Source organism: Micromonospora reichwaldensis (assembly GCF_031845925.1).
In the GTDB taxonomy this organism is placed as follows: domain Bacteria; phylum Actinomycetota; class Actinomycetes; order Mycobacteriales; family Micromonosporaceae; genus Micromonospora; species Micromonospora reichwaldensis.
Map to the genome: position 1 here is coordinate 1 of NZ_JAVRFL010000007.1, position 13,156 is coordinate 13,156.

General features: G+C 72.9%; 9 protein-coding genes. 4 read left to right on the plus strand and 5 right to left on the minus strand.

Annotated features, from left to right (window positions below):
- Positions 1-202: 202 nt before the first annotated feature.
- The 3 genes from RM555_RS07580 to RM555_RS07590 form a co-directional block, all read right to left on the minus strand.
- Complete coding sequence (locus RM555_RS07580) at positions 203-628, minus strand: hypothetical protein (protein ID WP_311411040.1); 426 nt, start codon at positions 626-628, stop codon at positions 203-205.
- Positions 629-887: 259 nt separating this feature from the next.
- Positions 888-1,607: a hypothetical protein gene (locus RM555_RS07585; RefSeq protein WP_311411041.1), complete on the minus strand. Its 720-nt coding sequence runs from the start codon at positions 1,605-1,607 to the stop codon at positions 888-890.
- Entirely contained in the window at positions 1,600-2,175 is a 576-nt protein-coding gene (locus tag RM555_RS07590; protein WP_311411042.1) for an RNA polymerase sigma factor, read from the minus strand. Before RM555_RS07590 ends, RM555_RS07585 begins: the two co-directional genes overlap by 8 nt.
- Before the next feature lie 177 nt (positions 2,176-2,352).
- On the opposite strand from RM555_RS07590, the gene RM555_RS07595 reads away from it, so the two are divergent.
- The 3 genes from RM555_RS07595 (at position 2,353) to RM555_RS07605 (ending at position 7,021) form a co-directional block, all read left to right on the plus strand.
- Positions 2,353-4,173, plus strand: coding sequence for a glycoside hydrolase family 3 protein (locus RM555_RS07595; RefSeq protein ID WP_311411043.1), 1,821 nt, complete (start codon positions 2,353-2,355; stop codon positions 4,171-4,173).
- A 13-nt stretch (positions 4,174-4,186) separates the two neighbouring features.
- Positions 4,187-5,992 (plus strand): serine hydrolase domain-containing protein, encoded by a 1,806-nt coding sequence (locus RM555_RS07600; RefSeq protein ID WP_311411044.1) that lies wholly within the window; start codon positions 4,187-4,189, stop codon positions 5,990-5,992.
- A gap of 333 nt (positions 5,993-6,325) precedes the next feature.
- The gene (locus RM555_RS07605; RefSeq protein ID WP_311411045.1) at positions 6,326-7,021 is read left to right on the plus strand and encodes a winged helix-turn-helix domain-containing protein; all 696 of its coding nucleotides are present in this window, start codon (positions 6,326-6,328) and stop codon (positions 7,019-7,021) included.
- A gap of 128 nt (positions 7,022-7,149) precedes the next feature.
- On the opposite strand, the gene RM555_RS07610 is transcribed toward RM555_RS07605, so the two are convergent.
- Positions 7,150-11,532, minus strand: coding sequence for a S8 family serine peptidase (locus tag RM555_RS07610; protein WP_311411046.1), 4,383 nt, complete (start codon positions 11,530-11,532; stop codon positions 7,150-7,152).
- A gap of 357 nt (positions 11,533-11,889) precedes the next feature.
- On the opposite strand from RM555_RS07610, the gene RM555_RS07615 reads away from it, so the two are divergent.
- The gene (locus tag RM555_RS07615) at positions 11,890-12,369 is read left to right on the plus strand and encodes a winged helix-turn-helix domain-containing protein (protein ID WP_311411047.1); all 480 of its coding nucleotides are present in this window, start codon (positions 11,890-11,892) and stop codon (positions 12,367-12,369) included.
- On the opposite strand, the gene RM555_RS07620 is transcribed toward RM555_RS07615, so the two are convergent.
- Positions 12,361-13,128 carry a YqjF family protein gene (locus RM555_RS07620; protein ID WP_311411048.1) on the minus strand — a complete coding sequence of 256 codons (768 nt, stop codon included), beginning with the start codon at positions 13,126-13,128 and terminating at the stop codon, positions 12,361-12,363. The two genes, RM555_RS07615 and RM555_RS07620, sit on opposite strands and share 9 nt — an antisense overlap.
- Positions 13,129-13,156 lie beyond the last annotated feature (28 nt).

Genomic DNA, 13,156 nt, shown 5'->3' on the forward strand with positions numbered 1-13,156 from the left:
TGGCCGGTATCTGGCGGGCTCGCCCACGGACTTCACCGGCGACGGACGCGACGACATCGTCACCTTCACCCACGGCACCCTCAACGACGTCTACGTCTCCACCTCCACCGGCACCACCTTCGCCGGCCCCGACCGTGGAACTGGTGGTCGCGGACGAGTGGGAGCGGCGTCCGCCGCCCCGGCACGTCGGCGACCCGTGGGCCTAGCTGTCCTCGTAGACGAGGTCCAGCACGTCGGTGCGCCCGGCCCAGCGCAGTTCGAGGTGCCAGCAGCCCGCCTGCGGCAGGTCGACGATCGACGGCCCCGGACCGCCGGCGACCTCCCGGGTCACCCGGGTTCCGGTGCCGGCCAGGGTCGCGGTGATCCGCAGGGCGTCCGGGGCGGTCGCGGCGGGGGGCGTCGCGGCGGGACGGGCGACCCAGAGGATCTTGTTGTGCGTCCCGTGCTTCCTGGACCGGCTCAGCGGGTGTCCGAACAGCACCGCGACGATCTCGCCGTGCGCGCCGAGGACGTGCGGCGTCCGGGTGCTCCCGCTGAACCCGGCGTCCGCCCAGTCGGGCAGCGGCCCCGTCGCGACCCGGGAACCGCAGCCGGTGGCACCCGAGGCCGCGCCCGCCGACGCCGTCACGGCGGAAGAGGCGGTCTGCGGGGCGGCCGTGGAGGCGGTCTGCGGGGCAGCCGGAGACGCGGCCTGTGGGGCGGGTCGCCCCGCTGTCGTACACCCCGCCAGCAGGACCGCTGCCCCCAGCAACACGCTGCGCGCTGAACCCATCTCACGCCTCCCGACGACCTGCTCGTGCTTTCTCACTGTCGGGACACCGGCCGGCTTCCCCGGGTTCCCGACCCGGGCCTGCGGGTCGCTGGGCCCCCGGGTCGGCGCGACCGCCCTACCCCAGCGACCTGGCGATCTCGATCGCCTCGTGCCTGGTGAGGTCGCCCTCGATGCGGTAGCTGACATCGCGCCCCTGCCAGATCAGGGTGGCGGCGGCGAGCCGCGCGGTCTCCACCCGGACGGTGCCGGTGCGATCCACGTAGGAGACCGGGTGCGGGGCGCCGATCCAGACGGCGAAGCCGCCGTCGACCTGGACCCAGCTGGCGCCCGCCGCGCTGCTCTCCTTGTGGAAGGCCAGGTCGAGACGGCCGTCGAAGGCGTCGATGCGCAGCGCTCCCCCGCGGTAGAGCAGCGTCGCCACCCGGCAGAAGCCCGCGCCGTCGGGGTCGGCGACCAGCACCTGCTCGGGCGGGCCCAGCTTCGTCGGGGTACGGACGGGGAAGCGCACCTTCCGCTGCGCCTCGGCCACGGTGGCGGGCCGCTGCGCCGGCAGCGGCGAGGCGGTGCCGGTGGGTCGCGCCGGATCGGGCGTCGTGGCGACCGTGATGCCGGCGAAGCGCAGCAGCCCGGCGGCGGCGTCGGCGAGGGCGGCGCGCCCCGGCGGCAGCGTCGCCACGACCAGGGCGGCGAGTGCCGCGGCGACGAGGTGGCGCCACCGGCGTCGCCTCGGCGCGGGCGTGGCGAGGCGGGCGCGTACCCGGGCGGTCACGTCGGGCGGGTCGGGCGTCTCCAGCCAGGCGGCGAGGTCGCGCAGTTCGCGTTCGAGGTCATCCACGGCGCACCTCCGCGAGGTCGAGCAGGCCGCGGAGCTTCGCCAGTGCCCGGGAGGTCCGCGACTTCACCGTGCCGCGCGGCCAGCCCAGCATGGTGACGGTCTCGTCCTCGCTGAGGTCGAGGAAGAACCGACACACGATCACCTCACGGTCCTTCACCGGCAGCGAGCGCAGGGCCCGCACCAGGGTGGCCCGGCGTTCCCCGGCCAGGACGGCCTCGACGGCGGCGTCCTCGCCGATCTCCGCGGGCGGGTTCGCCACGGCCGCGCGCAGGGCGAGCCCGTCGCGTCGGCCGCGTGACCGGTGCAGGTTGCGGGTCTCGTTGGCCACGATCGCCAGCAGCCACGACCGGAACGACGACTCTCCGCGGTAGCGGGAGATCTTCCGATGTCCCTTCACGAACGCCTCCTGGATGACGTCCTCCGCGTCCGGACCCGCGCCGAGCAGCACCGCCGTCCGGTACGCGGACGCGGTGTGCCGGGCGACCAGGAGTTCGTACGCCTCCAGGTCGCCCGCCCGGGCGCGGGTGACCAGGTCTTCGTCGTTCAGGGGTACCTCCGATGGGGACACGTTGATGACACCACCGGCGCCCTGCGGGTTCCGCCGCGTCGCGGGAAAGGTGTCCGGTCGCACCCTTCGCCGTGCCGCCGGCCACGCCGGAGTTCGGCCCGGCCTGTAGCAATCCTTCTTGACGATTCATCGATGCGTAGCTAAGTTTCAGCCATCCGGACTGAGAGGTCGTCGTCGATGAAGGCCCGACTCGTTACCGCGACCGTCCTGGTGGTCACCCTGTCGACCACCCTCGCACCGCTGCCCGTCCAGGCCTCCGCCGCGCCCGCACGCCCGCCGGGCGGCGAGCACGGCTGGGTCACCTCGACGCTGCGGCACATGAGCCTGGCGCAGAAGGTCGGCCAACTCTTCGCCACCTACGTCTACGGCGCCGACGCCACCGAGCCCTCGGCCGCCGACCGCGCCGCCAACCGCGCGGCGTTCGGCGTCGAGACGCCGGCCGAGGTCGTCGACGAGTTCCACCTCGGCGGCGTCTGCTACTTCTCGTGGTCGCACAACCTGGACAGCCCGCGCCAGATCGCCACCCTCTCCAACGGATTGCAGCGGGCCGCCGTCGGCGACGGCGCGAAGGGGCGGGTGCCCCTGCTCGTCTCCACCGACCAGGAGCAGGGCGTGGTGCTGCGGATGCCCGCCCCCGCCGCGCAGTTCCCCGGGTCGATGGCCCTGGGCGCCGGGCGGTCCCCCGCCGCCGCGCGCGAGGCCGCGAAGATCACCGGACGCGAGCTGCGCGCGGTCGGCATCCACCAGCCGTACGCGCCGATCGCCGACGTCAACGTCGACCCCGGCAACCCGGTGATCGGCGTACGGTCCTTCGGCGCCGACCCCCACCTGGTGTCCGAGCTGACCGCCGCCCAGGTCGCCGGGTTCCAGGACGGCGCCGGCGTGACCGCGGTGGCGAAGCACTTCCCCGGCCACGGCGACACGGCCACGGACAGCCACACCGACCTGCCGGTCATCGACCACACCCGACAGGAGTGGGACCGGATCGACGCGCCGCCGTTCCGGCGGGCGATCGACGCGGGCGTCGAATCGATCATGACGGCGCACATCGTGGTCCCCGCGCTCGACCCCTCCGGCGACCCGGCGACGCTGTCGCCGACGATCCTCACCGGCGTGCTGCGCGGCGAGCTCGGTTTCCGGGGAGTCATCGTCACCGACGCGCTGAACATGGCCGGCGTGCGGCGCAAGTACGGCGACGACCGGGTGCCCGTGCTGGCGCTCAAGGCCGGCGCCGACCAGCTCCTGATGCCGCCGGACCTGCGGCTGGCCCGGGACGCGGTGCTGCGGGCCGTCGCCACCGGCGAGCTGACCGAGCGGCGCGTCGACGAGTCGGTGCGGCGCATCCTCGCCATGAAGTACCGGCAGGGCCTCGCCCGGTCGCCGCTGGTCGACGTCGAGCAGGCCGTACGCACGGTCGGGGCGCCCGAGCACCTCGCCGCCGTCGCGCGGGTCACCGACCCGACCCTCACCGCCGTGCGCAACGACGCGGGGCTGCTGCCGCTGGACCCCGGGCAGCGCTCGGTGCTGGTCACCGGCTGGAACAGCGCCGCCTTCGCGCCGGTCGAGACCGTCGCCGACGGGTTCACCGCCCGCGGCGCCCGGGCCACCGCCCGGCCCGCGACCCTGCCCTCGGATCAGACGATCGCCGCGACGGCCGCGCTGGCGGCCGGGCACGACCTCACCGTCGTGCTGACCAACAAGGCGTGGGACACGACCGTCACCGATCCGCGCGGCACCCAGCGGCGTCTCGTCGCCGCGCTGCTCGGCACGGGCAAGCCCGTGGTGGTGGTCGCGGTGCGGGACCCCTACGACGTCGCGTACCTGCCGGGCGTGACCACCTACCTGGCGACCTACTCGTACACGCGGGCGGCGATGGACGCCCTCGTCCGCGCGCTGCACGGCGAGTTGTCCCCCCGTGGGCGGCTACCCGTCACGATCCCCACGGCCGAGGGCGCGGGCACCGTGCTCTACCCCTACGGCCACGGCATGAGCTGGTAGGAGGCAACCCACCATGTCGTCGCTCCGCCCACCCGCGCTCCGACCACTCGCGATCGGCCTGACCGTGGCCGTCCTGGGCGCGGCGCTGCCGGCCACGGCGGCCGGGGCCACGCCGCCGCCGGCCGGCTCGGCGCCGCCGGTCGTCACGCCCGCCGACATCCACTTCCGGCACGACACGCTGCGGTCCGGCCACGCCCGCCAGGTCGGTCTGCTCCCCGAGCCCGTGGACCGCATGCCCGCCGACCTGGCGGCGTACCTCGAGCCGACGCCGGACCACCCCGGCCATCCCGCGTACGCGGGCGCCGTGGTCCTGGCGGCCAAGGACGGCGTGGTCGTGCAGCACGCCGCGGTGGGTGCCGCGGTGAGGTACGCCGCCGTCGGCCCGCCGCCCGGGCTGGCAGGGGTGGAACTCCCCGCCGACGAGCAGATCCCGATGCGGCCCGACACCATCTTCGACCTGGCGTCGGTGTCGAAGCTGTTCACGACCATCGTGACCATGCAGCAGGTCGAGCGGGGACGGGTGAACCTCGACGCGCCGGTCGCCCGCTACGTCCCGGAGTTCGCCGCCGGCGGCAAGGCGGCGGTCACCGTACGGATGCTGCTCACCCACACCTCGGGTCTGCCCGCCTTCGTTCCCCTGTGGAGCAGGTACCCGACGCCGGCGGAGCGGTTCGCCGCCGCGCTCGCCGCGCCGCTCGCGACCGGCGCGGAGCCCGGTACCCGGTACGTGTACTCCGACCTCGGGCTGATCGCGCTGGGCGTGCTGGTGGAACGGGTGACCGGCCGCCCGCTGGACGCGCTCGTCGCGGACGGCGTCACGGCCCCGCTGGGCATGACCGACACCGGCTACAACCCGGGGCCGCAGCGGCGGTCGCGGATCGCCGCCACCGAGTACCAGCCGTACGCCGGACGGGGCATGGTCTGGGGTGAGGTGCACGACGAGAACGCGTGGTCGCTCGGCGGCGTCGCCGGGCACGCGGGGGTGTTCTCCACCGCGCCGGACCTGGCCGTGCTCTGCCAGTCCCTGCTCAACGGCGGCGAGTACCGGGGGCGACGCATCCTGCGCGCGGACACGGTGCGCGCGATGCTGGTCAACTACAACGCCCCGCTGGAGCAGGCCTACCCCGAGAGCGATCGCGGGCTGGGCTTCGAGCTCGACAAGCACTGGTACATGATGGGGCTCTCCTCCCCGGTGGCGTTCGGGCACACCGGCTTCACCGGGACGTCGATCGTCGTCGACCCGCTCTCCCACTCGTTCGTCATCCTGCTCAGCAACCGCGTGCACCCCGACCGCGGCTGGGGCAGCAACAACGTCGCCCGGCGCGCCGTCGCGCGCGATCTCGCCGAGGCGATGCCGGTGCGACCCCGGTCCCGCGAGGCGTGGCGGGCCGACCCGCGCGACCTCGCGGCCGTCACCCTCACGGCCCCGCTGCGCCGGCCGGCGCAGGGTGGCACGGCGAGCTTCCTGCTCTGGTACGACACCGAGCCCCGCTTCGACAGCGCCCGCTTCGAGGTCTCCACCGACGGCGGAGCGACGTGGGCTCCGGGACGGCTGCTGCTGCGCCACGCCGACCGGCGGTGGAGCAGTGACGGTACGGTCACCGGCCACGGCGGCCGGGTCTGGTGGCAGGTCTCGGTCGAGTTGCCCGACCGGGCGACCCACCTGCGCTTCAGCAGCACCACCGACGCCTCCAGCCAGGGTCGGGGCGTCTACGTCGACCGGATCGTGGCCGCGGACCGGGACGGGTTGCTCTTCCAGGGCGAGGGCGCCGACGCCGCCCGGCTCGTTCCCGTCGGCTGGTCGCCTGCCCGCGCCTGACCGGGCCACGGCGCGCGCCCCGGCCCGCGTCGCCCGTGCCACCAGCGCTCGGCCGGGCGCGGCAGCGTCGGCCGGATTGTCAGAATCGCCGGCGGCGCCGGCCGAGGCGTGACGATTCGCCGGGCCCGACGCGGGGTTTCCCATCGCACCTGCGGGGCCATTGTCGGTCGCCGAAACCGCGCGTCCGGAGAACACATCGCGCCGAACAGGGTCAAGCCACCATGAAGGGCCACGACCCGACTCGGCCCGCCGAATTCAGTCAATTTATCGACGCCTACGCGTCACCGTTTTTAACCGAAGCGAGACGAGCCACCACTAGGGTCAGTGGACCGATTGATCGGCGTCGCGGCTGAATCTGCCCCCGGGGTGGGTGGGGAACCGGAAGGGGTGGGAATGAGGGGGGTGGCTCCGCTGGTCATCGGCATCGCCTCCTCGCCGGCCGAACGCAGGCAGCTCGCGCGTCTGCTCGGTGGGACCGAGGCGCTTCTGATCGTCTCGAGCGTCGACCAGGCGCGCACGTTCCTCGGCGTGCCCGGCACACCGGTGCTGCCGCCCGTGCCCCTCGTGACGGACCGACGCGTCGCGACGGCCGAACCGGTCGTGACGGCTGGACCAGTGGCAGCCGGACCCGTCGTGACGGCCGAACCGGTCGTGACGGCCGGACCAGTGGCAGCCGGACCCGTCGTGACGGCCGAAGCCGTCGTGACGGCCGAGCCCGGGCTGGGCGTCGGGACACCGCCGCCGACCGACCTGAGCGTCGACTCCGACCGCCGGGTGCTGCGCTGGCTGGACCGCGAGGTCGAGTTGACCCGCCTGGAGCATGACTTCCTGCGGTGCCTGGTCGGCGCGCCCGGGCAGGTCTGGACCTACGAGCGGCTGCACCTCGAGGTCTGGGGCAACGTGCACCTCGGGCGGGGCTCCGACATGCACTCGGTGGTGCGCAGGGTGCGTCGCAAGCTGGCGCGGCTGGACGCCTCGGCGTCGATCCACGCGGTCCGCGGGGTCGGCTTCCGTCTCGCGTCGATCTGACCCGTCCGGCCTCTTCGATGCCTTCCGACGTCGATCTGACCCGTACGGCCTCCTCCGAGGCCCTCCGACGCGGTCCGGCCCGCCTGGTCGCAACCAGGCGGGCCGGATCTGTCAGCTGACGGTCGGCGTCAGCAGCGCACGGGAGACAACGCGAAGTCCTCCACCGTGGGGGTGGTGGTGTTGATCCTCGTCTGCCGGGTCTGGGGCTTCCAGTTGTCCTTGGCGACGATCATCGTCAACGGGTTGTTCCGACGGTCCAGCCAGTAGGCGTACTTGCCCTCGGCGTCCGTGGAGAACGTCCAGGACATCGCCCACGAGTCGACCTGGACGGTGGCACCGGAGAGCGGCGAGCTGGCACCCTGGCAGCTCGTCCCGGTGACCGTGCCCGTCAGCTTGCCCCAGGTCGTCGGCTGCAGCACGTTCATCGTGACCGCGACCGGCTCGACCGTGTACGGGGTGTTCTCCTTGATGGCGACCGAGGCGGTGTAGGTGCCGGGCTGGTCCACGTTCGCCGTCATGCCGACGTTGACCGTGACGGCCTCGCCCGGCGCCAGGGTGGCCGCCGTCTTGTCGATCGTCATCCAGCTGACGTCGGCGGTGCTGACGGCGCACTCCTCGAAGCCGGGCAGCGCCTCGCTGTCCCGCGTCGCGGTGAAGCCGCCGGAGGAGCCGCCGACCTTGTAGAAGCCGCACGCCGCGCCGCCGCGGTACCGCGCCGTGTTGGCGTTCGGCAGGCTCGACCACGAGGAGGTGGCCGGGTCGTAGGCGAAGCCCACGTTGGTGATGGCGCCACCCTGCGAGCCGCCGACGACCAGGAACTTCCCGTTGGCCACGGCGAACGAGCTGGCCCAGTTGTCGGCCGGCGCGTCGGCGATGGCCGTCCAGGTGTTGGCGCCCGGGTCGAAGGCGTAGCTCGCCTTCTGCGCCGCGGAGCCGTCGTTGCCTCCGGTGCAGTAGACGACGCCGTCGATCCCGCCGCAGGAGAGGAAGGCCACCGACTTCGGGTAGTCCGCCAGGGTCTCCCAGCTGTCGCTGGCCGGGTCGTACCGCACGACGTCGTTGGACATCGGCGTGCAGGACGCCGTGGTGCAGCCACCGATGGCGTACAGCTTGCCACCCGCGACCGCCTGGCCGGCGGCGGAGCGCGGCGCGGGGTTGTCGGCCTTCTCCGTCCAGGTGTTGGCCGCCGGGTCGTACGACCAGGTGGTGCCGTCCGGGCCGGCCGCCGCCCAGCCGCCGGTCGCGATGATCTTGCCGTCCAGGACGCCCACCGTCATGGCGGTACGCGCGCCGGGCAGATCGGCGATCGCGGTCCAGGTCTGCGCGACCGGATCGTAGGCGTAGTTCTTCGCCGAGGACACCGAGCCGGTGCCGCCGGCGATGGAGTACACCTTGCCGCCCAGGTTGACCACCCGGTTGTCCATCACCACGGCCGGGTAGTTGGCGATGTCGGTCCAGGGCGCGGCCTGCGGGCCGGCCTCGGGCGACGCCGCCGCCGTCGACTTGCCGGACGTCCTCGCCGCGAACGAGGTCGGGACCTCGAGCCGCTGCACCGGTGCGCCCTCGGAGCCGAGCACCTCCTGCTTGCTCATCCGGGACCCGTCGGCCCGCAGCAGCTCGAACCCGCCAGCGCGCTCACTGAACTCGACGGAGACCGGGGCCCCGCCGGTGTTCGTCACCGTGAACGCCTTGGTGACCTTGCCGCTGGGCATCCGGGCCGTGCCGGTGACCTGGGCCGGCTTGACCGACAGGCGGCCAGCCGCGAGCTGGAAGTTCGCCGCCGTGGCCCAGTCGGCCTGGACGTCGACCTGCTTGCTCTGGCTGACGTAGTTGCCGGCCCGGGCGGTGAACTTGTGGGTGTCCGTCAGCGTCGAGAACAGCCAGTAGAAGCCGTCCGCCAGCCCCGGGTCGTCCGGGGTCGCCACGGTGGTGGCCTTCTCCGCCGGCCGGTCGTCGCTGGTGACGGTGGCGCCGTTGACGTAGCCGTTGTCGTTCTTGTCGCGGACGTGGCCGAGCACCAGGCCGCCGTCGACCGGCGTGCAGGTGAGCTGGCTGCCGATCAGGACGTTGTCGATCGACCACCACCACTCGTACGAGGCGTCGTAGTAGCGGAACCGGACCCGCGCCTGGGCCTGGCCGGCCGCCTGCGGGATGGCGACCTCGGTCACCTTCGGGCCGCGGACGTCGGCCGCCTGCCGGAGCACGTTGGTCCACGTGGTCCCGCCGTCGAGGCTGAGGTCGACGTCGGCGCGGTCGCTGCCCAGCCAGTTGTAGTCCTGGTTGAACCGGATGACCGGTGCGGTGACGCCGGTCAGGTCGACGACGGGGCTGACGAGCGAGGTGTCCTGCTTGCCGCCGGAGCCGTACTCGTCGCTGTCGACGATCGCGAAGTTGCCGGTGCCGCCGGTCAGGTTGCCCCGGGCGCCGTCGTCCGTGAACTTCCAGACCTGGCCGCTGGCGGCGTGGTCCACCACGGACCAGCCGGCCGGCACGGTGCTGCCGTCAAAGGTCTCGTACTCGCCGTCGGAGCCGAAGCGGTAGCCGGGTGCGGTCGTGCAGGCGTTGGTCTGCACCGGCACCGCCACGTTGGCCGTGGCGTTACCCGCGCCGACCACGACCTGCTTGGTCACCGTCTGGTAGCCCGGGTACTGCGCCTCGACCTTCAGGTCGTAGGTGGCGCCGGCCGGCAGCTTGAGGCTGTAGCGGCCGTTGACGGGGGTGGTGTAGTCGGACACGCCCGACTGACCCTGCACCGTCACCTTGGCGTAGAGCGGCCAGCCGTGCCCGGAGCCGTCGGTGACGGTTCCGCTGACGGTGACGCTCGGCACCGCCGTCAGCGCCACGTCGACGGTCGTGGTCGCGTTGCGGGCGACCGTGGCCGGCGTGGTCTTCGCCTGGTAGCCGAACGCCGCCACGGCGACCTGGTAGTCGCCGGCCGGGAGCAGGGACGAGTACGTGCCGTCGGCCCCGGTGGTCAGTTCGCGGTCCGCCGCGCCGGTCAGGGTCACCGTGGCGCCGGCGATCGGGGCGCCGGTGGTCGCGTCCGTGACCTTGCCGGCCAGGGTGCCGGTGTCGCCGATCGGGGCGGCGCTGAGCAGCGCGAGCGCGTCCAGGCGGCCCTCGCCGAACACGTTGTTGTCGTCGGTCGTGCCGCCGCACTGGGTGTCGGCCTTGTCGGTCGCCGAGTCGTCCAGCAGCGCGCGGGTGGCGTTGACGTCGCCGACGAGCGCCGGTGCGGCGGACCACAGCAGCGCGATCGCGCCCGCGAGGTGCGGGGCGGCCATCGAGGTGCCGTTGTAGCTGGCGTAGCCGCCACCCGGAATGCTCGACCGGACGTTCACCCCGGGCGCCGCGATGTTGGGCTTGATCTCGCCGTTCTGGCCGGCGCCGCGGGAGGAGAAGCTGGCGATGTTGTTGTTGACGTCGTAGGCGCCGGCGGAGTAGTTGCTGACCAGGCTGCCCGGTGAGCCGCTGGTCTGGCAGGCCGATCCGCTGTTGCCGTTGGACCAGACGCCGAAGATGCCCGACGCGGTCCAGGCCAGCGTCACGTCCTCCATGAACGGGTCGTTGGAGGGCAGCGTGGTTCCCCACGAGTTGTTGATGATGTTCGGGCGCTTGCTCGCGTCCGGGTTCTGGCCGTTGAGGTCCGTCGGCTCGAGCATCCACTGGCCGGAGGTGACCAGCGCCGCATCGCTCGGGCAGCAGCCGTTGGCCGCGATCCACTTCACGTCGGGTGCGACGCCGATCTGGTTCGCACCGGCGGAGCCGGCCATCGTGCCCATCGTGTGCGTGCCGTGGCCGTTGGTGTCACAGGGCGCGGCGCAGGAGCCGGTGGCGCGGTACCAGTTGTAGTTGTGGTCGAACGTGCCGTCGCCGTTGTTGCCCCGGTAGGAGTTCACCAGCGCGGGGTGGTCGAACTGGACCCCGGTGTCGATGTTGGCCACCGTGATGCCGGCGCCCTTGGCACCGTACTGGGACCAGACGTCGTCGGCGTTGATGTTCGCGATGCCCCACTCGAGGGCGTTCACCGTCTTCTCGTCGGTGCCCTCGGAGACCTCGGGCACCTTGTAGGCGACCGGGGCGTACAGGCCCTCGACCTCGGCGTGTGCGGCGAAGCTCTGCGCCATCGTCAGGGAGCCGCCGCTGACCTTGATCGCGTTGGTCGCCCAGAAGGTCTCGTACTTCGTGCCCGTGCCGTCGAGCTCGGCCCGGATCTTGGACTGGCTGCCGGCGGCGGTCTTCTTCAGGGCGTCGGCGACGGCGGTACCGCGCTTGGCCCAGTCCTTGATGGCGGCGGCCTGGCTGAGGTCCGCCTTGTCCTTGAAGCGGATCCAGAAGTCGCCCTCCGTCTTGCCCTGGAGTGCCTTCGTGAGTTCCGGTCGGATCTTGTCGGACGGGGAGGCCTGTGCGCCTGACCCTGTCGCGGCCAGGCCTGTGGCGGCGAGGATCATCGCCGCGCCGGCGCTGACCAGTGATCTGGCCCAGCGCCTCGTGGGTGGACGTGTGAACATTCGGTGGTGCCTCCTCCAGAACGACCCAGAGTGGAACGAGCCATGGTGGAGGGTGCAGGGGCTCGTCTCCGTTCGGATGAGCGGGATCCGGCCCCTCCATGCCCCCCAAGGCACCGCGCGGGTCACGCCGGCTGCCCGTCTGGACACTATGATCGACAAGAATGGACGATCAAGAACTTGCCGTAAGCAATTTGGCACTAGCCGTTGGCCGGCGAATGGGGAGCTTGCCAATGACTGTCACGGTCATGACGAAGATGGGCAGAGGCTGTCCATAGTTTCCGGGTGGGTGCTGTGGGGGCACGCGACGAAAGCACTGCGCCGGGCGGACCAGATCCGGCCGACGAACCATTTCCGCTGGTGATCGCGGTGACGCCGTCGGCGGCCGAGCGGATACGACTCGCGGAACGGCTCGACGGGGTCGCGCCGCTGCTGCTGGTTTCCGACCTCGACGAGCTGCGCCGGCTGATCGCGGCCCCGCCGGGGCCCGCGCCGGCGCCGTCCGCGCGCCCGCCGACCGCCGACGAGGACGCGCTGCTGATCGACTCGGCCCGGTCGACGGCCCGCAGCCGGGGCCGCGAGATCGGTCTGACGCGCCTCGAGCACGACCTGCTGGCCTGCCTGACCACCGAGCCGATCCGGGTGTGGAGCTACGCCGAGCTGCACCGCTCGGTCTGGCGTGACGAGGGCCGGGAACGCAGGGCGGACGTGCAGTCCCTCGTGAAGCGGCTGCGTCGCAAGCTCCACGAACTCGGCACCGGGGTGGCCATCGACGCGGTGCGCGGCGTCGGGTTCCGGCTGACCGACCATCAGCAGCCGAAGGTCAGCGGTTCAGGATGACTGCCTGACTTGGGCAGCCCGGGTCAGGCCCCGCGCGACCGGCGGGCCGAACCGGACCGGGACGCCGGGGGAATACAGCACGCTCACCGGTGCCCCGGCGGGCGGCGGCAGCCCGGCGGCCGCGACCAGTTCGTCGTCCAGGTGCAACAGCTCCGCCCGGTGCAGCGGCCAGCGGGGATGCCAGTTCGGCAGGTGCAGCGTCCGCCCGTACGCCCGGGTGTGCAGTCCCCAGCGGGCGGTGACGAAGTGCTCCAGCGGGGTCGGCTCGGCGACCGGCTCCCCCACCCGCACCACCATGCGGCTCGTCGCGCCCACCGGGCCGGGCCAGCGGCGCCGGCACCGGTAGGTGCGGCGGTCACCCTCCCGGTCGAGCCGCATCGCCGACCACATGTACGGCAGCCCCAGGGTCACCCGGGCGACCAGCACCGGGACCAGCCGCGACGCGTCGAGTGAACGGAACACCACCGCGCGCCGACCGGCGTCGTCCACCGAGTAGAGCCGGACGTTGGTCTCCCAGAAGCTGCCGAAGTACGGGACCCCCGGCCCTCGGCCGAGGCCCAGCCCCACCATCCGGAAGCCGATCAGACCGACGTAGCTGACCCCGTCGAGGGTGTCGGGGCGGGTTCCCTCTGGCAGCAATGGCGCGACGAGCTCCGGCGCGACCGCCCAGTGCAGGAAGGTCAGGTCGTCCCAGCGCTGCCGCAGGATCCCCCACCGGAACCCCTGCTCGGGCGCGGCGTCGACCGGCTCGATGTGCACGTACCCCATCCTGCCCTGCCGGGGCGGG

What these genes read in the sequence shown, in the direction of transcription:
- RM555_RS07595 (WP_311411043.1), top strand. Translation starts at nt 2,353, where the DNA reads ATGAAGGCCCGACTCGTTACCGCGACCGTCCTGGTGGTCACCCTGTCG.
- RM555_RS07600 (WP_311411044.1), top strand. Translation starts at nt 4,187, where the DNA reads ATGTCGTCGCTCCGCCCACCCGCGCTCCGACCACTCGCGATCGGCCTG.
- RM555_RS07610 (WP_311411046.1), bottom strand. Translation starts at nt 11,532, where the DNA reads ATGTTCACACGTCCACCCACGAGGCGCTGGGCCAGATCACTGGTCAGC.